The organism is Devosia algicola, from assembly GCF_028816455.1.
Lineage (GTDB): Bacteria > Pseudomonadota > Alphaproteobacteria > Rhizobiales > Devosiaceae > Devosia > Devosia algicola.
On sequence record NZ_CP118246.1, the window covers coordinates 2,174,925 to 2,195,605 of the forward strand.

General features: G+C 59.1%; 22 protein-coding genes and 5 pseudogenes. 16 read left to right on the top strand and 11 right to left on the bottom strand.

Annotated features, from left to right (window positions below):
- Nucleotides 1-133 precede the first annotated feature (133 nt).
- The 6 genes and pseudogenes from PSQ19_RS19420 to PSQ19_RS11510 all read right to left on the bottom strand — a co-directional run.
- A pseudogene (locus PSQ19_RS19420) lies at nucleotides 134-874 on the bottom strand (ABC transporter permease); the annotation flags it as partial.
- A pseudogene (locus PSQ19_RS11495) lies at nucleotides 825-1,566 on the bottom strand (ABC transporter ATP-binding protein). The pseudogenes PSQ19_RS19420 and PSQ19_RS11495, both read right to left, overlap by 50 nt.
- 212 nt (nucleotides 1,567-1,778) lie before the next feature.
- Entirely contained in the window at nucleotides 1,779-4,745 is a 2,967-nt protein-coding gene (locus tag PSQ19_RS11500; RefSeq protein ID WP_328517650.1) for an efflux RND transporter permease subunit, read from the bottom strand.
- A 4-nt stretch (nucleotides 4,746-4,749) separates the two neighbouring features.
- Complete coding sequence (locus PSQ19_RS19425) at nucleotides 4,750-4,920, bottom strand: efflux RND transporter permease subunit (protein WP_328517651.1); 171 nt, start codon at nucleotides 4,918-4,920, stop codon at nucleotides 4,750-4,752.
- 3 nt (nucleotides 4,921-4,923) lie between these two features.
- Complete coding sequence (locus PSQ19_RS11505) at nucleotides 4,924-6,165, bottom strand: efflux RND transporter periplasmic adaptor subunit (RefSeq protein ID WP_282217844.1); 1,242 nt, start codon at nucleotides 6,163-6,165, stop codon at nucleotides 4,924-4,926.
- Nucleotides 6,166-6,216: 51 nt separating this feature from the next.
- A complete protein-coding gene (locus tag PSQ19_RS11510) occupies nucleotides 6,217-6,669 on the bottom strand; it encodes a GbsR/MarR family transcriptional regulator (RefSeq protein ID WP_282217845.1) in 453 nt (150 codons plus the stop codon).
- Between the two features lie 157 nt (nucleotides 6,670-6,826).
- Between PSQ19_RS11510 and PSQ19_RS11515 the strand changes: the two are divergent.
- From PSQ19_RS11515 to PSQ19_RS19845, 7 genes and pseudogenes are all read left to right on the top strand, one after another.
- Nucleotides 6,827-7,070, top strand: a pseudogene (locus PSQ19_RS11515) (Gfo/Idh/MocA family oxidoreductase); the annotation flags it as partial.
- A gap of 119 nt (nucleotides 7,071-7,189) precedes the next feature.
- Nucleotides 7,190-7,627, top strand: a complete 438-nt coding sequence (locus PSQ19_RS11520) for an SDR family oxidoreductase (protein ID WP_282217846.1) — start codon at nucleotides 7,190-7,192, stop codon at nucleotides 7,625-7,627.
- Nucleotides 7,590-7,898, top strand: coding sequence for an SDR family NAD(P)-dependent oxidoreductase (locus PSQ19_RS11525; RefSeq protein ID WP_282220687.1), 309 nt, complete (start codon nucleotides 7,590-7,592; stop codon nucleotides 7,896-7,898). The genes PSQ19_RS11520 and PSQ19_RS11525 overlap by 38 nt, the downstream gene beginning before the upstream one ends.
- Entirely contained in the window at nucleotides 7,895-8,677 is a 783-nt protein-coding gene (locus PSQ19_RS11530; protein WP_282217847.1) for an SDR family NAD(P)-dependent oxidoreductase, read from the top strand. The genes PSQ19_RS11525 and PSQ19_RS11530 overlap by 4 nt, the downstream gene beginning before the upstream one ends.
- Nucleotides 8,678-8,763: 86 nt before the next feature.
- Complete coding sequence (locus PSQ19_RS11535; protein WP_282217848.1) at nucleotides 8,764-9,615, top strand: DUF72 domain-containing protein; 852 nt, start codon at nucleotides 8,764-8,766, stop codon at nucleotides 9,613-9,615.
- 62 nt (nucleotides 9,616-9,677) lie between these two features.
- On the top strand, nucleotides 9,678-10,190 hold the full coding sequence (locus PSQ19_RS11540; RefSeq protein WP_282217849.1) for a disulfide bond formation protein B: 513 nt from the start codon (nucleotides 9,678-9,680) through the stop codon (nucleotides 10,188-10,190).
- Nucleotides 10,191-10,217: 27 nt separating this feature from the next.
- Nucleotides 10,218-10,759: pseudogene (locus PSQ19_RS19845) on the top strand (AAA family ATPase).
- On the opposite strand, the gene PSQ19_RS11550 reads toward PSQ19_RS19845, so the two are convergent.
- The 3 genes from PSQ19_RS11550 to PSQ19_RS11560 all read right to left on the bottom strand — a co-directional run bounded on the left by PSQ19_RS11550 (nucleotide 10,756) and on the right by PSQ19_RS11560 (nucleotide 12,813).
- The gene (locus PSQ19_RS11550; protein ID WP_282217850.1) at nucleotides 10,756-11,313 is read right to left on the bottom strand and encodes an HNH endonuclease; all 558 of its coding nucleotides are present in this window, start codon (nucleotides 11,311-11,313) and stop codon (nucleotides 10,756-10,758) included. The pseudogene PSQ19_RS19845 and the gene PSQ19_RS11550 sit on opposite strands and share 4 nt — an antisense overlap.
- 98 nt (nucleotides 11,314-11,411) lie before the next feature.
- Nucleotides 11,412-12,077: an alpha/beta hydrolase gene (locus PSQ19_RS11555; protein ID WP_282217851.1), complete on the bottom strand. Its 666-nt coding sequence runs from the start codon at nucleotides 12,075-12,077 to the stop codon at nucleotides 11,412-11,414.
- 79 nt (nucleotides 12,078-12,156) lie between these two features.
- Nucleotides 12,157-12,813 (bottom strand): DNA-3-methyladenine glycosylase family protein, encoded by a 657-nt coding sequence (locus PSQ19_RS11560; RefSeq protein ID WP_282217852.1) that lies wholly within the window; start codon nucleotides 12,811-12,813, stop codon nucleotides 12,157-12,159.
- Between the two features lie 29 nt (nucleotides 12,814-12,842).
- On the opposite strand from PSQ19_RS11560, the gene gluQRS reads away from it, so the two are divergent.
- Entirely contained in the window at nucleotides 12,843-13,697 is an 855-nt protein-coding gene (gene gluQRS, locus PSQ19_RS11565) for a tRNA glutamyl-Q(34) synthetase GluQRS (protein WP_282217853.1), read from the top strand.
- Here the strand turns inward: gluQRS and PSQ19_RS11570 are convergent.
- The gene (locus PSQ19_RS11570; protein WP_282217854.1) at nucleotides 13,694-14,647 is read right to left on the bottom strand and encodes an NAD-dependent epimerase/dehydratase family protein; all 954 of its coding nucleotides are present in this window, start codon (nucleotides 14,645-14,647) and stop codon (nucleotides 13,694-13,696) included. The two genes, gluQRS and PSQ19_RS11570, sit on opposite strands and share 4 nt — an antisense overlap.
- Before the next feature lie 84 nt (nucleotides 14,648-14,731).
- Here PSQ19_RS11570 and PSQ19_RS11575 point away from each other — a divergent pair, with 84 nt between their 5' ends.
- The 6 genes and pseudogenes from PSQ19_RS11575 (at nucleotide 14,732) to PSQ19_RS11600 (ending at nucleotide 17,675) form a co-directional block, all read left to right on the top strand.
- The gene (locus PSQ19_RS11575) at nucleotides 14,732-15,631 is read left to right on the top strand and encodes a LysR family transcriptional regulator (protein ID WP_282217855.1); all 900 of its coding nucleotides are present in this window, start codon (nucleotides 14,732-14,734) and stop codon (nucleotides 15,629-15,631) included.
- Nucleotides 15,632-15,660: 29 nt separating this feature from the next.
- A pseudogene (locus PSQ19_RS11580) lies at nucleotides 15,661-15,831 on the top strand (twin transmembrane helix small protein); the annotation flags it as partial.
- 35 nt (nucleotides 15,832-15,866) lie between these two features.
- Nucleotides 15,867-16,460, top strand: coding sequence for a cob(I)yrinic acid a,c-diamide adenosyltransferase (locus tag PSQ19_RS11585; RefSeq protein WP_282217856.1), 594 nt, complete (start codon nucleotides 15,867-15,869; stop codon nucleotides 16,458-16,460).
- A 33-nt stretch (nucleotides 16,461-16,493) separates the two neighbouring features.
- Nucleotides 16,494-17,177, top strand: coding sequence for a rhomboid family intramembrane serine protease (locus PSQ19_RS11590; protein WP_282217857.1), 684 nt, complete (start codon nucleotides 16,494-16,496; stop codon nucleotides 17,175-17,177).
- A gap of 94 nt (nucleotides 17,178-17,271) precedes the next feature.
- On the top strand, nucleotides 17,272-17,454 hold the full coding sequence (locus tag PSQ19_RS11595; RefSeq protein WP_282217858.1) for a hypothetical protein: 183 nt from the start codon (nucleotides 17,272-17,274) through the stop codon (nucleotides 17,452-17,454).
- 5 nt (nucleotides 17,455-17,459) lie between these two features.
- On the top strand, nucleotides 17,460-17,675 hold the full coding sequence (locus tag PSQ19_RS11600) for a hypothetical protein (RefSeq protein WP_282217859.1): 216 nt from the start codon (nucleotides 17,460-17,462) through the stop codon (nucleotides 17,673-17,675).
- 42 nt (nucleotides 17,676-17,717) lie between these two features.
- Here PSQ19_RS11600 and PSQ19_RS11605 read toward each other — a convergent pair whose 3' ends face one another.
- Entirely contained in the window at nucleotides 17,718-18,392 is a 675-nt protein-coding gene (locus tag PSQ19_RS11605; RefSeq protein ID WP_282217860.1) for a TlpA disulfide reductase family protein, read from the bottom strand.
- A 20-nt stretch (nucleotides 18,393-18,412) separates the two neighbouring features.
- Between PSQ19_RS11605 and argH the strand changes: the two genes are divergently transcribed.
- Nucleotides 18,413-19,861 (top strand): argininosuccinate lyase, encoded by a 1,449-nt coding sequence (argH, locus tag PSQ19_RS11610; protein WP_282217861.1) that lies wholly within the window; start codon nucleotides 18,413-18,415, stop codon nucleotides 19,859-19,861.
- Nucleotides 19,862-19,931: 70 nt separating this feature from the next.
- The gene (locus PSQ19_RS11615; RefSeq protein WP_282217862.1) at nucleotides 19,932-20,651 is read left to right on the top strand and encodes a gamma-glutamylcyclotransferase; all 720 of its coding nucleotides are present in this window, start codon (nucleotides 19,932-19,934) and stop codon (nucleotides 20,649-20,651) included.
- The last annotated feature ends 30 nt before the right edge of the window (nucleotides 20,652-20,681 follow it).

The following is a 20,681-nucleotide window of genomic DNA, read 5'->3' on the forward strand; positions in this document are numbered from 1 at the left end:
GAATACCACTGGTATCACCGTGCCCATGGTCTGCACACCGTCCAGGCTCGCTCTGCACCAATTGGTGGGAGGGTTGATCAGCGCGCAAATAGGCGCCACGCCCGCCATATGGCTCGAGCAGCCGGTCCAATGCGTTCACCAATCGGTCCAGATTGGCGCCCGGCGCTGTGGTAAGGGCGACTTCGTTGAAGGCACCCGCCATATCATAGGCCGGGCCGATCTGGTCGCGCGCCATCCACACAATGCCGTAGATTTTATCGTCGGGAAACAGCGACCCGGGCGGCACTGAATAGATATGTTCGGGCGAAATCGCCGTGCCCACAATGGTCAGGCTTCGCAGCCTGCCATTGATCACCGCTTCGAGCCGGTCACCAATGGAAAACGCGTTGGCCTGCGCAAACTTGTCGCTGATGATCACCTCGCCACGGCGATCGGAAAGATATCGACCATGCATGATCGTCAACGCCGAAAGCATCGTTGAACTGCTCGCGGGGACCGAGACGAACTTGCCAACAGCCGGCGCATCGAGACCGGCAATGTCGAGGGTGGCGGTGAAGGTCACCCTGGTATCGACAGCGGCGACGCCGGGCAGTTCCTCAATGCGGCGGCGAACGGATTCGGGGGCACGCTCCAGACTGGCCCAGACCGTGGGAAAGCGCGATTGGCTGTAATAGTCGGCCTGCGAACTTGCCAGGGATTCATAGGCGCCGCGCATGGTCAGCACGGTCATGATTCCCACCGCAACGACAGCGGCAATCGAGATCATCTGGCCGCGTTGCCGCCAGATCTCGCGTAATAGTTTTTTGTACAATGCGCGCACGGCGCTACCACTCGATCTCGTCAATATCAACGCGCTTGGCGTTGCGCGTTTCATCGGCAATTTCGCCGCTGCTCATATTGATTACCCGGTCCCCCATCGCAGCGATCGCAACGTTATGGGTGATGATCGCAGTCGTTGTGCCGACCTCGCGATTGACCTTGTTCAGCACCTCAAGAACCAGCTTGCCGGTCTCAAGATCGAGGGCACCCGTCGGCTCATCGCACAACAGCACATCGGGCCGCTTGGCAACGGCGCGCGCAATGGCAACCCGCTGCTGCTGGCCACCCGAGAGCTGTGAGGGAAAATGATCAAGTCGATCGTCAAGGTCCACCATGGCCAGGGCCTCTTCTGCCGAAATCGGATCGGTGGCGATATCGGTGACCAGTGCCACATTTTCACGGGCGGTCAGACTGGGTATGAGATTGTAAAACTGAAAGACAAAACCAACATGCTGGCGCCGAAACTGCGTGAGTTCGGTATCACTGGCCCTGGTAAGGCTCCTGATCGCGATAATGCACCGACCCGCTGGTGGGCAAATCCAGTCCGCCAAGAATATTGAGAAATGTACTTTTACCACTGCCCGAAGCGCCCAGAATGACCAGCAGTTCGCCACTGGCCATATCCATGCTCACCGCACGCAAGGCATGCACTGCGGCCTCCCCGCTGCCATAGGTTTTGGTCAGATCGCGGATCCTGAACACCGGATTTGCCGCCGTTTTTTGATCTCGTTCAGGTTTATCGGGCATTCGTGGGCCTCCCTGACCGTTCGCCAGAGGCCGCAAACATGGCTTCGTCTGCCATGTGATGGTCTGCGGTCTGTGACAAGCCAAACTCCTTAGTTCAATGCGGCAGCGCACCCTTTGATTGCGATAGTCCGGCGACGCGGAGGTCGCCGCCGCCGGACCCAACATGTCCCTCAGCGACTACGATATGAGAGACACGCTGTATGACGCGCCAGTCACTGACCGGGCGCTATACTGACGTCCGCCTCGCCATGATCCTTGGGCGCCTTGGGCAGGACCCGCGCCGCCAATCGACCAAAGCCGTCGAGATAGGTCAATACTACCGGTACCACGACGAGCGTCAGCAGCGTCGAACTGATCAGCCCGCCAATAACCGCATGGGCCATCGGCGCATTCTGCCCGCTGCCTTCATGAATGCTCAGCGCCAGCGGCAGCATGCCAAAGATCATCGCCAATGTTGTCATGATGATCGGCCGAAAGCGGGTCACCCCAGCCTCAACCAGCGCATCATAAAGGTTCATGCCGGCACGATGGTGCTGGTTGGCATTGTCGACCAGCAAAATGGCATTCTTGACCACCAGCCCCATCAGCATGATGAAGCCGATCATCGAGAACATGTTGAGGGTACTTCCGCCCACCAATAGCCCCACCAGCACGCCGACCAATGCCAGCGGCAACGACACCATGATGGCTATTGGCTGGATGAAACTGCCGAACTGCGAAGCCAGAACCAGATAGATAAAGATCACCGCCAGCAAGAGTGCCGACCCGGCGGCGCCGATAGTATCGTTCAATTGCTCGACATCACCGCCAGCCGTCGCACGATAGCCAGTGGGCATTTGCAAACTGTCTATGGCAGCCTGCAGTGCCGGTGTCACCTTGCCCAAATCGGTGCCGGACAAATTGGCCGACACAGTAACCTGGCGTGCCAGATCGAGGCGCTGGATTTCACCGGGGCCGGTCGAAGGCACTATGGTCGCCACCTGGTCAAGCCGAATGATCTGCGAACTGCCGGTTGCCCCGCTTTGCGTGATCGGCAGGGCGCCAAGGGCATTGACGTCATTGCGCTCCCATTCGGGCAGGCGCACCACCACCGAGAAATTGTCGCCTTGGGCAGTGGTCCAGTCGGTAACCTCCTGACCACCCAGCAATGGCCGCAGCGTATTGGCTATCTGCTGCATGCTGACACCCAAATCACTTGCTGCATCGGCATCGACCTGCACACCCAGCACCGGTTGCGCGGAATCAAGACTCGACTCGATATCGATGACACCATCGATATTGGCCAGTTTGCGGCCAAGTTCGTCCGCCAGCCGATCAAGAATCTCAAAATTGTCGCCATAGATGCTGATCTGGATCGGCGCGGTGACGCCACCACCCAGCCCGCCCGCTGCACCAATATTGAATGACGCCCCCGGGATTTGCTTGAGCGCCTCGCGCACGGCCGGCAGGATTGTTTGCGGCGTGCTGTCTCGCTGGTCGGGCGACACCATCGACACCGTGATGGTTGAACTGTTGGTGCCCGTACCGCCCGCACCGTTGATGGTGGCATAAGTGCCGGTAATCTCGGGGAACTTCTTGAGTGTATCGTTGACCTGCCGCACCTTGATGGCCGTATAGTCAAGCGATGAGCCCACCGGAGTCTCCAGCGACACCTGAAATTCGCTGTTATCGACCGCAGGGGTGAATTCGACGCCCACAAGCGGGAACAATGCAAAGCTGCCAAACAGGGCGGCAACAGCGATCCCGAGCGTCGACTTCCGGTGCGCCAGGCTCCAGCGAAGGATATTGCGGTAACCGCCCGAAACCCATTCAAAAAATCGGTCGAACTGGGCAATCGCCTTGCCAATCGGCCCGCGCTTTGGGTTTTTCTCCGCTGCGGGGTCATACCAGACGCTACTCATCATCGGATCGAGCGTGAAGGCGACGAACAGCGAGATCAGCACGGCGACCGAAACGGTCACGCCGAACTGCAGGAAGAAGCGGCCCAAAATGCCTTCCATGAACGCCACCGGCAAGAACACCGCCACGATGGATAGCGTGGTGGCCAGAACCGCAAGCCCGATTTCATTGGTCCCATCAAGGGCAGCCTGACGATGGCTTTTGCCCATATGCAAATGGCGCATGATGTTTTCGCGCACCACGATGGCATCGTCGATCAGCAACCCCACCGCCAGCGATAGCGCCATCAACGTCATCATGTTGAGCGTGAAGCCCAAGAAGAACAACACCGTCATGGTGCCAATGATCGAAATCGGCAGGGTGAGTCCGGTGATGACCGTTGATCGCCACGAATTGAGAAACAGGAAGACGATGACGATCGCCAGCAACGCGCCTTCGATCAGCATGTTCTGAACAGCATGGAAGGACTGCTCGACCGGCACCGCATTGTCGGTGACGACGTCAAGCCTGACCCCTTCGGGCAATTCGTCGGCGCGCAATTCGTCCAGCGTGTGCCGAATTTCTTCGGCGACCTCCACGGTATTGGCCCCTTGGGTCTTGACGATATCGATCGCGATGGCGCGCTCGCCATTAAGGACCGCGAGACTGCCAACGTCTGCCTGACCATTTTCGATAGTGGCAACGTCACCGAGCCGGACCGGTTGCCCGCCCTGACGCGCAATGATGATGTTGAGAAAATCCTGCGTCCGTTCGATCCGGCCTTCAACCTGAATGGGCTGTACGATCAACCCCTCTTCAACCGACCCGGCGGGCAGATTCTGATTATCCTGTTGCAGGGCGGCGAGCACCTGGCCAACGCCGACATTGAAGGCGTTGAGCTTGTCCGGGTCGACAAGAATATTGAGCTGGCGCGGCACGCCGCCCACAATTGTTGCCCTGCCGACGCCGGGAATGATGGAAAGCTGGCGCACGACCACATCTTCGGCCAGCGCCGTCAAATCGCGCTGTGACAGGGTATCGGAACTGATGGCCAGCGACATGACCGGCAACTCGCCCGGATCAAAGCGCAGGATTTGCGGGTCATTGGCATTTTCAGGGAAACCGGGCGCCACCGTCGCAATCCGGTCGCGCACTTCCTGGGCCGCGTCCGACGAGTTCACTTCCATGTTGAACAGGATGATGATCAGCGCTTGGCCGGAGGCAGATGTCGACTGGATGGAATCGATGCCATTGATGGTGTTGACCGCATCCTCGACCGGCTGAACAATGTCACTTTCCACCGCTTCAGGCGAGGCGCCGGGATAGGCTCACGACAACAGCCACAACCGGCAAATCGATATCGGGCAGTTGTTCTATCGGCAGGCGGAGGTAGGAATAGACACCGAAAACCATCAGCGCGACCATGATCATGGTCGCAAATACGGGATTGTTGACGCTGATCTTGGTCAAAAACATCGATCAGTCCTCCACAATGGCGTAATTGTTGCCAGCCTTGAGCTGCGTCAGCGGCGCTGTCACCACCACGTCACCTGCCTTGAGGCCCGTCTCGATTTCGACCAGTCGGCCGTCATTCCATTGACCGGCGGTTTCGACCGCCTGACGGACCACCGTTCCAGCATCGAGCTTGAGAACATAGTCGCCGCTCGCATCCTCGCGCACCGCCGCGATTGGCACCGCCACTGCGTCCGCCTTCTGGTCAACAACCACCTGACCCGTGCCGAACATGCCACCGCGCAGCAGTAGGTCTGCATTGTCCAGGGCAATGAAAATCGGGATGACACGGGTGCCCTGAAGCGCTAGTGGCGCCAGCCGTTCCACTGTGCCCTCAAAAGTGCGGCCGGGGAGACCGTCAAAAGTCACACTGACCTGCTGGCCCGCCTTGATCCGGCCACTGGTGCTGACCGGCGCATTGGCTTGCAATTGGACCTTGCTCAGATCAACAATTGTCAGCAGCGGCGATCCGGCGGCAATGGTCTGCCCGGGTTGTGCCGACCGCGAGGCGACAATGCCGTCGAATGGCGCCAGCACCGTGGCGTTGTTAAGCGAAATCTGCGCGGCAGAAACCTGCCCCTGCAGCGCCTTGAGATTGGCCCGCAAGCCGTCGACGCTGGATTGTGCCTGCTCAACGACTGACGATGAAGACAGACCGCGGTCCGCCAGCGTCAATGTGCGATCCAGCTGACTTTCGGCCAGTGACAACTGCACGCGCGTGGCCTCGGCCGAACTGCGTTGCTGCTCGAACTGAATATTCAGCGCTTCGGTATCGATCTGCACCAGCACCTGTCTGGCCGACACCACATCACCGGTATCAACGGCCACACTGAGCACGGGCCCGCTGATCTGCGAGTTCAATTGCACCTGACGCACCGGAGCGAGCGTACCCGTTACCTTTACTGTGTCTTCCAGCAGGCGCGGTGACAGTGTCTCGACTTCTTCGGGCACCAGTTGCATGACCGGATCAACCGGCTCGGCAACCGCCTCAGAATCGGCCGGGGCGGTGTTCAGCATCGGCAAAACGAAGTAAGCCGCCGCCCCGCCAACCACGATCAAGCCCAGCACGATCCACGGCCAACGCCGTCGCTTGGGTTTTTGCCCCTCAGCAACGCGCGCGACATTGGCGCGCTCGAACTTGCTCTGCGCCCATTCGGGTTTGCCCGTCACTGATGTCGAGGGGTCAGCATTGTCTTTTGGGTTATCCATTGATGGCTCCAATGCCATTGGTCGGTGCGGTAAAGGCCTCAGCAGGCATTTTTAGCCTTGTTCGGGAAAGCGCTTGGCCAACTCGTCCAGCATCTCCACGGTGGTTTCGTAGAAGTGCGACAGTTCGCGAATGCGTGTCTTGGCGTCCGTCATGTTCTCGGGAAATGCCCGCTCGGCATCGACCAGCTTCTTAGCCGTCTTGCGGTAGCCAGCGCTCAAACCCTCGATCATGTTTTGGTAGGGGTTGGGCTCGATCTCGTACAGATCCTGCCGCTCGCCGGGGCGGGAAGTCAGTCGCACCACACTCCGATCGGCGAGCAACCGCGCATTGGTGCTGGCACTTGCCTTGCTGATTTTGAGTCGATCAGCCATTGCCTGCAATGTCATCGGACCGCCCTCGATCAACAGCAATCCAAAGATGCGCCCGGCAATGCGCGGACCGCCATCGGTCTGGGTAATCAGACCCATCATTTCAATAAAATCGTCAATTTGCTGCTGACTCATGCGGGCCTCCTGCACAACATATATAACGAACAGACCGTTCAGTCAACACTGAATGAACTATACGATTATGTCTCCTCACGCGTGGCCAAAAAATCTTCCTCTTCGAGGAACAATGCATTGTGGTAAGGCTGAGCGAGACCTGTACGAAGGCAATGGCATGACGAGCACCAAACCGATACGCGTGCTGGTGGCGGGGCTTGGCAATATGGGCCGCAGTCATGCGCTGGCCTATCACCGCCACAAAGGTTTCGAAATTGTGGGCCTGGTGAACCGCTCGGCACCCAAACTTGAGCCGGAGCCTGGCCGATTATCCGGTTGCCGCCGATTTCCACGAGGCGCTTGAGCGGCTGCGTCCAGACATTGTAGCCATCGCCACCTATACCGACACCCATGCCCGTTTCTTGGATCGACAACAATTGCGCCAAGAGCCGTAACAAATGACGCCGCAATCATACTCAGTCATAGTGCCCATGACCCGGCCTCAGGCCAACACCATTGCCGTCGCGCCGAGGAAGCCTGGATGTTCAACCGTCGCGACGCCAAAAAGCCCCTGCGCTATTGTGTTACCGGCGCCAGTTCGGGCGTTGGGCTTGGCATTGTCAAAGTGCTCGCTGCGCGTCACCATCAGGTAACCGGATTTGGCCGCCGCGCCCCGGGCGACCTGCCGCCCGACTTTCCCGACATTGCCTATCATCAGGTTGATCTGGCGACTGCCACTGCGCCGATGATCGCATCGGCCGCCACCGCCCAGCGGTTGATTCTTGCCGCCGGAACCGGTTTTTATCGCCCCATTGAGGCCGAAGACGAACCCGCGCTAGCCCACCTGTTGGCCACCAATTTCACTTCGACCGTAAAAATTCTCCACCAGGCTCTACCCCGATCTGCTGGCCCAGAACGCCCGCGTTGCCCTTATCGGCTCGATAGCGGCGACCGGTTCGGCCGGCATGCCCGCCTATAGCGCGAGCAAGGGTGCCCTTGCGGGTTTGGCGCGGTCCCTCGCCTCGGAATGGCGACATCGGATCGCCCTGCGCCATTTTCGGCTCTGGCCAACCCGCACCCCCATGCACGCCAAGGCCGGCTTTGATCCGCACAAATTTGACTGGCTCCTGATGAATCCAGATGCCGTCGCCAGTTTCGTTGTTGATCGGCTTGAATCCGCCAGGCGGGTCAACCAGACAATTTCGCCAGCCAGCCTTTTTACCCACCGTCTAGTGGGCGCTCGACCGTGATCAGGCGCGCGCTGATAACTGGGGGCAGCGCCGGATTGGGCGCCGCCCTTGTTCAAGAGCTGATGACGGCGGGCTATCATATAACCATTCTGGATCGCGACACCCCAGCGACGCCCCATCCGGATGTCCGCTTCCTGAAAACCGATCTTGGCCAGACCAACACCCTGCCTGTCATTCTTGAGCATCTCCAGCCCGACGAGCAGTTTGACCTCGTCATTTTCAATGCCGGCATCAGCGCCGTCGGCGCGTTCGAAACCATCGAGCGCGCCCATCTTGAAACGCTTATCAATACCAATTTGCACGCCCCCATAGCGCTCACACATCTGCTCATGGTCCAAAACCGCCTGGCCAATGACGCCAGCCTGATTTTTATCGGCTCACTGTCCAACCGCCTCGGCTATCCCGGCGCCGCCGTCTATGCAGCCAGCAAACAAGGTATCGAGGCCTTCGCCCATTCCCTGCGCAAGGCGCGGCAATATCGCGTGCTGTGTGTGCTGCCCGGCCCCCTCGACACCGCCCATGCGCGTCGCTACGCCCCGGCGGGCAGCAAATCGGGCGCTCGAACTGCCCCGGCGCACCTCGCTCGCCGCGTACTGGCGCACAATAAACGCTCGGGCATCCTTTATGCGAATGCCCCCCAGTTCCTCGCCGGCCTCGTCGGTGCCCTGATGCCCCAAACTGCGACCGCCCTGATGCGTGCCAACCTGTTCGCCAAACTGCAAATGGCACCACCCGTCACTGATGCCGCGCCCGATCCCGTTCAACCCGCCGGCACCTAGCGTCAGACCGCGCCTTGTGACCCATCCAAATAGGGCCTGACAACGCCAGTTTTTTCGCTCAAACTGAACCGGGAAGGAGATCGGTGATGAGCAATATAGCCACAGTGCGCACCGGAACCGCCGGTTGGGTCTATGCCCCGTGGCGCGGCGAGTTTTATCCGCCGGGGCTGGTCCAGAAAAATGAGTTGGCCTATGCCGCCTCCAGGCTGGGCACCATCGAGATCAACGCCACCTTCCGTGCCAATCAAAAACCGGCAAGTTTTATCAAATGGGCCAGCAGTACCCCCGATGGCTTCATGTTTTCGATCAAGGGTCCGCAGTTGGTCACCCACATCAGGCGGCTGAAAAACTGTCAAACCGAACTGGCCAATTTCTTTGCCTCCGGCCCCTTGGCGCTGGGCAATAAAATGGGCCCTTTCGTCTGGCAATTGCCGCCCAACCTCAGACTTGATCTTGAGGTGCTTGGCCAGTTTCTGGCCATGCTGCCCAAATCGCCCGAGCAATATCTGGCCTTGGCCAGAGAGGCCGATGACAGGCTCAAGAGCGAGCCCTTTCTCGACTTTGACACCACACCCCCCATCCGACATGCCATGGAGGTCCGCAACGCCGCACTGTACGCTGAGCCGGTATTCGACCTGCTTGCCCAACATAATGTGGCGCTGGTGCTCGCCGATACGCCCGAGCAGCCAAAACGCCTGCGCACTGCCGATTTCGTCTATTGCCGCTTGCAGGGCCCGGCCCGTGAAGAGGCGACGACCTATAGCCCCCAGGACATCGCCGATTGGGCCGCCATCATGCAAAACTGGATCGAACAGGATTGCGCGGTATTTGCCTATTTCGTCCATGAGGACAAACTGCACGCCCCGGCCAATGCCATCGCCTTGCGTCAGGCGCTCGGCATCACCCTGCCGGGCGACGGGCCATCACAAATCGTTTGAACGCTGGCCAATTCATGCCATTCGCCCTAAGGACGGGCAGCGTCATTTCTCAAGGCAGTGCCATGTCCACTTCGATATTTTCTCCGCTCGACAAGAAATCTGCCGCACTGGCCTTTGTCCTCGCCTTGTTGACCATTGCCGGGGCCTGGACATCACAGCTTTTTGGGTTGGTGCCATGCGAATTGTGCCTTGAGCAACGCATGGCCTACTATTGGGGTCTGCCGATCCTGGCACTGATCCTTTTGCTCTGGAACCGCCTGCCCCTGCCGGTCTGGTATATTGCCATGGCCATTGTTGGTGCCATTTTCATCTGGAGCACTTTTATGGGCGGCTATCACGCCGGGGTTGAATGGGGTTTCTGGCCCGGCCCGACCGCGTGCACGGGCACCGGCGAAACCACCACTTTCGATGCTTTGTCCAACCTCAATGACTCCCATATCGTGCCGTGCGATCAGGTGCAGTTCAGTTTTCTCGGCATAACCCTTGCGGGCTACAATGCCTTGATATCGGCAATTTGTGTCGTGCTGATCGGCATCTCCATGCTGGCCCAATACCGCCACAACCGCGCCGCCTGAACATCGTGAGATATTGAAGCAATAGCCATGGACCGGTTTGTCATCATTTCGGGCTGTTCAGGAGGCGGCAAATCGAGCCTGTTGGCAGAGTTGGCTCAACGCAACTTCAATACCATTGCCGAACCCGGTCGACGCATCGTTGCCGAAGAACAATGTGGCGATGGCGCCGCCTTGCCTTGGGTCAATCCCAAAGCCTTTGCCCAGAAGGCCGTCGCTGTGGCCCTTGCAGATCGCCAGCACGCCAGCGATCTGTCCGGCTGGATATTTTTCGACCGGGGTCTGGTTGATGCCGCCGTTGCGCTGCAAGCCGCCGGTGAGAATGGCGTCGTCGCCGAGCCTGAAACATAATCACCGCTATCACCGGCGCGTTTTCATGACACCGCCCTGGCCCGAAAACTATGTCAGGGACGCCGAGCGCCAGCATGATCTGTATGCAGCGATCAGTGAATATGATCGCTTGTGCGCAGCCTATCCGGCACTGGGCTATGACATTATTGAGCCTGCCCAAATGCCCGATCACACAGCGCGCCGATTTCCTCTTGGCCGAACTTGGAATAGCCAGCGTCTAAGGCTCCAGCTCAATATCCCAATAGAGATAATCGAGCCAACTCTGGTGCAAATGATTGGGCGGAAACGCCCGGCCATTATTGTGCAGATCATAGACTGTGGGATGATAGGGCGCCTGACGCGGAAACATCCTGATATCGGCGGGCAGCCGATTGGCCTTGCGCAGATTGCAGGGCGCACACGCCGCTACGACATTTTCCCAGGTCGTCATACCGCCTTTTGAACGCGGAATGACATGGTCAAAGGTCAAATCCTCGCGCGCCCCGCAATATTGGCATTGGAAGCGATCGCGCAGAAAAACATTAAACCGCGTAAAGGCGGGATGCCGCGCCGGCTTGATATAGTCGCGCAGCGAAATGACACTGGGCAAATTCATTTCAAAGCTGGGGCTATGAATTTTCAGATCATATTCTGAAACGATATTGACCCGGTCCAGGCACACCGCCTTGATCGCATCCTGCCAAGACCATAACGACAAGGGATAGTAACTGAGCGGCCGGAAATCGGCGTTCAATACAAGGGCGGGACAGGACTCAGGCGACACATGGATGGTCACTTGAGACTCCCGAAGCGGGAATCGGGTAGGCTCCATAATGCCTATATTGTAAGCCGTTTGTGACACCGCTGTGAAGCAGGGATTACAATGATTTGGTGCTAAACCTGCTTTGCCAGTATTTTGGTGATGAACGCGGCCGCAAAGGCCAGCCCATCTGGCGCGATACCGTGCCCGACGCCGACAGAACTGTGAAAATCGACATCATAACCGGCCTCGGTGAGCGTTGCCGCCGCAGCCTCGCCCAGCGAGAAGGCCACAACCGCGTCCATATCGCCATGAATAATGGCCACTGGCGGTTTAGGCAGATGTGCCGCCCCAAAATTGTCGGCTGGTTGAAAAAGACCCGAAAAGCCAAGCACCCCCATGAGCGGCTCGGGCAACGACAGACCGAAATGCAGCGCCATCATCGCCCCTTGGCTGAACCCGGCCAAAATTGTGTCCTCGGCGCCAAGGCCGGTCTGGGCCCAAAAATCGGTCAGGAATTCGCCCAGCACCGGCGCTGCCGCATGCAATCCCTGTTGGCGCATGGCTATGCTATCCGCCTCAAAATCCGGGGCGAACCATTGAAACCCCGATGGATGCCCCGGCACCCGCTCGGGCGCATTGGGCGCAATAAATACCGCGTCAGGCAACATGTCGCGCCAATGCGGTGCCAACCCGATCAGATCATTGCCGTCCGAGCCATAGCCGTGCAACAAAATGACCGCCTGTTTGGGTGCGCCGCCCGAAAGCGGCGGCAGCATCGGACCTGAAAGTTTGGGCATTTATCCGTCCAGTTTGGTGTTGGTGCGTTCCAAGTGCCAGCGCCGCGGCGCCTTGGCAACCCCACCCAATTGCCAAATCCTAGAGCGCGACCCCGTCCCGCTCCTTGATCGCGGCAAAATAGCGCCAGAACAACAGGGCCGCAGCGGCGCGATGTGGCGACCATGGCGCGGCGATCTCATAGAGTTCGGCGCTGGTGGGACGCGTTTCCAGTCCCAGCCCGTGCTGAACCGCTTTTTGCAACGCTAGGTCGCCGGCCGGAAACAGGTCCGGATGGCCCGCGCAAAACATCATATAGATTTCCGCCGTCCATGGTCCGACCCCCTTGAGCGCCGTCAAAACCGCGACCGCCTCGTCGATCGGCAGCGTTTCCAGCGCCTCGAAATCGAGATCCCCCGCCCTGATCGCTTCAGCGATAGTGGTAACGGTGCGAAACTTCCCTGCCGAAAAGCCAGTGGCACGCACCGTTTCTTCGTTCAGTTCCAGAAAACTGTGCGGCGCTGTCGCCCCGGCCAACGCTTCAAACCGCGCCCAGATCGCCCGGGCACTCGCCACTGACAATTGCTGGCCGCAAATCACCTTGGCCAAGCCGACAAAGCCGCGCGGATTAATGCGCGGTTCGACCGCGCCCGCCAGATCGCGAACTGATTGCAGCCTTGGATCACACTGCACCAGTCGGTCAATTTGCAGCGCCAGAGCCGCCGCACTATCCAGACGGGTTGGCAGATTTTGTGTCATGCTGTTCCCGATATTCAAGGAAGGATTCGATGTCGGCAAATCTACCACGCCTGCGCTTTGCACCAAGCCCCAACGGATTATTGCATTTGGGTCACGCCTATTCGGCCCTCTTCACCTGGCAGGCCGCCGAGCGCCTGGGCGCATCTACCCTGCTGCGGATCGAAGACATCGACATAGAGCGCTGTAAACCCGAATATGACGCTGCCATCCTGCGGGATCTGGCCTGGTTGGGGCTTGAATGGCCTGAGCCGGTCTGGCGGCAAAGTCTACGTTTCGAGCACTATCGCGCCGCCGCCGCAGAGCTAAATGCGCATCAATTGCTCTATCCCTGTTTTTGCAGCCGCCGCATCATTGCCGCCCATGCCAGGGGCACCGATCCTGACGGCGCACCTTTATATTCCGGCACCTGCCGCCATTTAAGTCCCCGCGAATGCGCGGACCGGCTCGAGCGGGGCGAGCCGGTGCAATATCGACTTGATATGGAACGCGCCCTCGCCCTGACCGGCCCATTAACGTTCACTCTTGTCGGCCCCAGCGTCCTTGACCGCCCCCAGATCCGCTATGCCCAACCGCAACGCTGGGGCGATGTCGTGCTCCAGCGCAAGGAGACGCCCACCTCCTACCATTTGAGCGTCGTCGTCGATGATGCCGCCCAAGCCATCACCCACGTCACCCGTGGCCGTGACATGGAGGCGGCGACTGACATCCATGTCTTGTTGCAATTCCTTTTGGGCCTGCCCAGTCCAATCTATAATTTTCACAATCTGATCCGCGACCAGAGCGGCGCCAAGCTGGCCAAATCCAAGGGATCGCCCAGCCTGGCCAGTTTGCGCGAGAGTGGCTGGACGCCGGAAAAAGTCCGCGCCCAGCTCGGCCTTGCCTAAGCCGCTTTGGCGGTATTTGCGAAATACTGCACTACGCTGGCCCTCACCGCAGCCCCAAGCTCGGTGCCAAAATCGGGCCCCAGAATGTCGCCCAGCCGCTTGTCCTCAAGCCGCATAGGATTGTCCCAAAGATAGCGCATCTTGACCACTTCGCGGATCACCGGCATCCCGATACCCATCAGACGCAACATGATCCAGGGCATCGGCACCACCCGCAGGGGCTGCGTCGAACTTGTCTGTATCGCCGCCATCAAGGCACCGTGGGTCACATAATGGCCGGAAAAATGAAACCGATCGAAGCTTTTAAGGCTTTGACGCCGCTCTGCCAGCTTGACAAAGGCCGCGCCCAGATCGGGCAGATAAGCCCAGCTATGCCCCACATCGAGCCCCGCCATATGGTGGATCCGGCCTTTGCCCACGCTCATCATCATCGCCTGATCAAACCAGTCGCCCTGATTGTTCGGCCCATAGAAGTCCCCGGCCCGCAGGATGATGACCTGCACATCCCCCGCCTCGGCGGCCCGCGCCAGCATCTGCTCCTGCCGCACGCGAATGGCGCCGCGCGGCGTTTCGGGATGTTGCGCCATCTCGGGCGTCAGCACCCGGTCGCTGGCGGCATAATTGTAGATATTGCCGGGAAACAATAGCGTCTTGCCCGAATTTTCCAGCGCCGCCAGAACAATTGCCAGCTGGGCTTCCGCACGCCCCTTGTCCCATTGATCATAGGGCAGGTTAAGCCCGTTAAAGACCACATCGGCACTAGCAATCGCCGCCTCAATATCCCCCTGTTGGCGCGCATCGCCCTTGACGAACGCCGCCCCCTCTATCGGCTTTTTGTTGCGCCGTCCAAAGCCGGTGACCTGCCATCCAGCCGCCACAAATGCCTCGGCTGCCGCGTGTCCGATATGACCATTGATACCCAAGATCGTGATTTTCTGCTTGTCCATCATCCTGCTCCAACTGTTGATGGACACAGCATCTAATATTCATTATTGTTTCGCCATTGGCGAAAAATGCAGAATCGATATTCAATAATGAATAGAGCCGTGGATTGGTCGCTCTGGCGCAGTTTTGCCGCCGTCGTCGAAACCGGGTCACTCTCTGGCGCCGCGCGATCCCTGTCGCTCTCGCAACCAACGCTTGGCCGTCATATCGAGGCGCTCGAACAACGTCTGGGCGTTCCCCTGTTCGAGCGCACCTTGAGCGGCCTGAAACCAAATCCCACCGCCCTGCGCATGCTCGAGCCGGTCCAGCTGGCCCAGTCGGCCCTTTCCCAGGCATCGCTTGTGGCCGAAGGTGCCCAGCAGGATCTGGGTGGCGCCGTGCGCCTCACCGCCAGCACTGTCGTTTGTCACTATGTCCTGCCGCGCATCCTTGTTGGCATCCGCGACAAATTTCCCAATATCGCCATCGAACTCGTGCCCACCGATAGTGCCGAAAACCTGCTCCTGCGCGAAAGCGACATTGCCATCCGCATGTTTCGGCCCACCCAATTGGATTTGATCACTAAAAAACTCGGCGAATTGCCCACGGTCTGCTGCGCCAGCCAGGCCTATCTCGATCGCCGCGGCACGCCGCAATCGATTGACGATCTATACCAGCACGATCTGGTCGGACTTGATCGCTCTGAACTGATCATTGCCCATGCCAATGCGCTTGGCTTTCCTCTTACCCGAGATCATTTCGCCCTGCGCTGCGACAGCCAGACCAATCTCTGGGAATTGATCCGCGCCGGTCTTGGGATCGGCTTTGCCCAGCGCCATATGGTCGCGCATACGCCGGAAATGCGCGCGGTTCTGCCCCAAATGCCGCTGCCCGCACTTGAAGTTTGGCTGACAACGCATCGGGAACTGTTCACCAGCGGGCGAATCCGTGTCATTTATGATGCGCTTGCCGAAGCACTTGTGGGCCATATCGCTGGCAATTCCGTATAGGCAAGCACGCCCCTACCCTCGAGGTTACCATGCACGTTCTCTTTAACATCGCCATCGCCCTTGCCCTGCTGTTCGTCGTCGGCGTCCTGGGCATGGGTCTTTGGAACATGGCCAAGGGTGGTCCGGGCAACACCAGTCAAAAACTCATGCGTTTGCGCGTCATGGGCCAGGCCGTCGCGCTCATTCTGCTGATGGGTGCGCTGTATTTCTTCGGCAGCGGACGGAGCCTGAACTCATGGTCAAACTCAATCGCATCTACACTAGAACCGGCGACGATGGCACCACGGGTCTGGTGCGCGGCCCCAGGCGTGCCAAGCATGACCTTCGTGTCGCAGCCTATGGCACAATCGAGGAAGCCAACGCCTTTATCGGCCAGGCCCGCCTATACACCACCTCGATGCCCAAGATCGACCGGCTGCTGGGCCGCATCCAGAATGATCTGTTCGATGTAGGCTCCGACCTGGCAACCCCGGGCGAGGACGCGCCCGACGCGCCAAAATCCCTGCGTGTCACCGCCGTGCAGACGGCCTGGATCGAGCAGGAAATTGACCAGTACAATGACGCGCTGGCCCCGCTAAAAAGCTTTGTCCTGCCCGGCGGCACGCCCACCTCCGCCGCGCTGCATATCGCCCGCACTACCGTGCGCCGCGCTGAGCGAATCGTGGTCGAACTGGCCAGCATTGAACCCGACGTCAGTCCTGAGGCGATTCGCTATCTCAATCGCCTGTCGGACCTGCTATTTGTTCTTGGCCGCGTCACCAATGCCAATGGTGACAAGGACGTTCTTTGGGTGCCGGGCAATAATACCAGGACCGCCAAAGACAACTGATCGGTCGGCGGAACCGGTCGCGAGGAAGAGTCCATGTTCCTGCCGCTGCACGATTCCAATCCGATCCGCTACGTCAAGGTCGCCTATGTCACCTATGGGCTGATCGCGCTCAATGGACTGATCTTTGCTGTCACGGCCAGCCTGTCACCGGTAGATTTTCAGCAGGCAACCATCGACTTTGGCATGATCCCCATAGTCGTGCGCGACCTTTATCCTCAGCCCCTTGTATGGCTCCCGGACTGGGCAACCCTTTATACCTATGCCTTCCTGCACGCCGACTGGCTCCACCTGCTCACCAACATGCTGTTCCTGTGGATTTTCGGCGACAATATCGAGGACGCCATGGGCCATTGGCGCTTCCTGTTGTTCTATGGAGCCTGCGCGGTACTTGCCGCCCTGACCCATCTGGCTTTCAATCTCGATGGCAATGGCCCGCTCGTTGGCGCTTCGGGTGCCGTTGCGGGCGTCATGGGTGCCTATGTCCTGCTCTACCCGCACGCCCGCGTATTCGTTTTGGCCCGCATCGTCATTCCCATTCCCCTGCCGGTGCCAGCCTTCTGGATGCTGGGATTCTGGATCGCCAGCCAGATATTCTATCTCATTGTTGATGCCGGCGAGCCGGTTTCATGGTGGGCTCATCTGGGTGGCTTTGCCGCGGGAATTGCGCTGACACTAGTGCTGCGCCGGCGCGCCGTGCCCTTGCTGGGCGGCCGATAAGGCCCGCATTTGCATAAAATTATCCATCCATCCCAAGTCTTTTTTCACACCGGGCTCCTAGGGTGCCCATGCAAAATTGGCCAGGGAGACTATTATGGATACAGATTTGACAATGCAGATGGTTGCCATGTCCAATGCCTCCAGCCGGGCCAATATGCAGCAGGCAGTGCTCAAAAAGAGCATCGAAATGGATCAGGCGACCGCCGATATGGTCTCCGAGGTCTCCCGCGCCGCGCCCCCACCCGGTCAGGGTCTCAAGATCGACAAGCTGGCCTGATCACCATGGCCAACGCTATCGGCATCAGCCCCCCAGCCATGATCAACCGCATCGTCCACCGCGAGGCCACCCCGGCGGGTGCCGAACTGGCAAAGGTTGCGGTATTGACCCAAAAAGTGCGCACGGCGGTCGATAACAGCGCCGATCCCAAAACCGCCGACGAACCCGATCCCAAGCCGATTGTGGTCTCCAACGGCGCTGACGTTGATCGGCTGGTCTAGGGTTTTCGCCATGCGGCGAACCCAGGCCTGACTTGGTGCGTTCTAGGCGCCTTTACCCACCAGATCGATCAGGGTTTTGACCACCGCCTCGCCGTCAGGTGAATTCCACTCGGCCGGCCCCTGCAATACCGCCAACTCGCAACCATTGGCATCCAGCACCAATGTCGTCGGCAATCCGATGGCCACCGCATCGGTCTGCAACTTCTTGAACGCGGCAAAGCTTGCATCGGTGTAGATTGGCAAATTGGTCAGCCCCTGCTCGTCCATGAATGCCTTGGCCTTTTCTGGCCCCTCATCGCCAATATCGAGATTGATCGGCAATACCATGAAATTGTCGGCATTATATTTGGCCGCCAGCGCGTCCAGCGCCGGCATTTCCTCGCGACATGGCACACACCAGCTGGCCCAGAAATTGACCAGCAGTGCCTTGCCCTTGAAGTCGGCGATGGTCATGTCCTTGCCGGCCGCATCCTTGAAGGCGGTCTTTTCGTAGCCCCGCCCCTCGCCGGTCGGGTTCAGCGCCGCCAACTCACCAACCGCCGCACTATCGATAACCGCCGCCTGCGCCGCCTGCACCGGACATTCCTTGGCCGTCGCGCTACCATTGCTAAGGTACACCCACCCCGATATAGCTAGCGCCACGCTGGCCAGCCCCAGGGTAACAATCAGCTTGGGAGTATTCGACTTCTTGGCGGGGGGCGGGCTTTGTTCAGACATTCAAGCTCCAGGGATTAGTGATGAGCAACAAGATGTGGGGCGGCCGGTTTTCATCGGGCCCCGACGCCATCATGGAAGAAATCAACGCATCGATCGGCTTTGACCATCGTCTGTTCAAACAGGACATTGCCGGATCTATCGCCCATGCCAACATGCTGGCGCAAACCGGCATACTGACGCAGGACGATACCGATTCGATCATATCGGGTTTGCAATCGGTTTTGGCGGAGATTGACGCGGGCACGTTCACATTTTCGCGCGCACTCGAAGACATTCACATGAATGTGGAAAGCCGCCTGCGCGAGCAGATCGGCGATGCCGCCGGGCGCCTGCATACTGCGCGCTCGCGCAATGATCAGGTCGCCACCGATTTCAAGCTCTATGTCCGCGATGCCATTGATACGCTGATTGCCCAGATCAACACCCTGCAACTGGGTCTGGTGAGCCGTGCTGAAGACGAAGCCGAAACCATCATGCCCGGCTTCACCCATCTCCAGAGCGCCCAACCCGTGACCTTCGGCCATCATCTGCTGGCCTATGTTGAAATGCTTGGCCGCGATGCCTCCCGCTTGTCCGATGCCCGCAAGCGCCTCAACGAATGTCCTCTTGGTGCTGCCGCGCTCGCCGGCACGTCATTTCCTATTGATCGGCATATGACCGCCAACGCCCTTGGCTTTGATCGGCCCGCCGCCAATTCACTCGACGCCGTGTCTGATCGCGATTTCATTCTCGAGGCCCTGTCCGCGGCCTCGATCTGTGCCGTTCATCTGTCGCGCTTTGCCGAAGAACTGGTGATCTGGAGCTCGGCCCAGTTCGGGTTCGTGCGTCTCTCGGACAAATATTCCACCGGCTCCTCGATCATGCCGCAAAAGCGCAATCCCGACGCCGCCGAACTGGTTCGCGCCAAGATCGGCCGCATTCTCGGCGCCCTGACCTCATTGATCGTGGTGATGAAGGGGCTGCCGTTGGCCTATTCCAAGGATATGCAGGAAGACAAGGAAATCGCCTTCGACGCACTCGACAGCCTCTCGCTCTCATTGGCCGCCATGACTGGCATGGTCGGTGATCTCAAGGTCAATCGCGACAGGATGCATGCCGCCGCCAGCGCTGGTTTTTCCACCGCCACCGATATTGCCGACTGGCTGGTCCGCGAGGTCAATATGCCCTTCCGCGACGCCCACCATGTCACCGGCCAGATCGTGGCATTGGCCGAACAGAAGAACTGCGGGCTCGAGGGCCTCACCATTGAAGATTTCAAACAGGTCGACCAGCGCATCGATAGCCGCATTCATAAAATTCTGAGCGTTGAAAGTTCGGTTGCTTCGCGTCAGAGCTATGGCGGCACCGCTCCGGCAAATGTTTTGACCCAGGCCGCTCGCTGGAAGTCCGTGCTGACCGGTCAAACCCACGAGCCGCGCCCACTGGGCGGTAAAAAGCATGGCGACCACGGCGATGGCGGGGTTGAATAAAAATCCTTTCATCGCCACCCTTTGCCCGGTTCGCCCGTGGGAGAGTGCCCGTCCATCATAGGTTTGAAGAATGCCGAACGCCCAACGACAAATGCGATTGACCGAGCGTCACGTCCAGTTTCTTCAACCACCGGAAACTGTCGAAACCCTGCCCGAGCCGCCCGCCGGGATGATTGAATCAACACCGGCGGACCACCAGCAGACGCTCGAAATATTGCTGGACCAAAAAGATGCGGCCACCGGCGAAATCTGGTTCTTCGCCTATGGTTCGCTGATTTGGAAACCGGCCTGCGACTTTGTCGAAATGCGCACCGGACTGGTGCATGGTTGGCACCGATCATTCTGCCTCGGCTGGAACAATCGCTTTCGCGGCAGCGACGAAAACCCCGGATTGATGCTGGCGCTCGACCGGGGCGGATCATGCAAGGGCGTTCTTTATCGCCTCCCCACGGATCGGGTCAAAGCCAACATGATCAAGCTGTTTGAGCGTGAAATGGGCTGGAAACCCTCGGCATTTCCGCCACGTTGGGTCAATGCCAGGGTTGGCGAACGCACCATTCGCGCCCTGACCTTTTGCATCGACCGCCAGTCGGGCCGCTATGTTGGCGGGTTGAGCCAAGATCGAATCGCCGACATGCTGGCCACCGCCACCGGATCGCGCGGCTCGATGGCGCAATATCTGTTTGCCACCGTCCGCCACCTTGAGGATATGGGAATCCACGACCCCCACCTCTGGGCCCTGCAATCAATGGTCGCCGACCGCATCGAAGCCAGCTACGGGGCCACGTAAAAACGCCCGCTTTTGTTTTTCCCGCCCTTG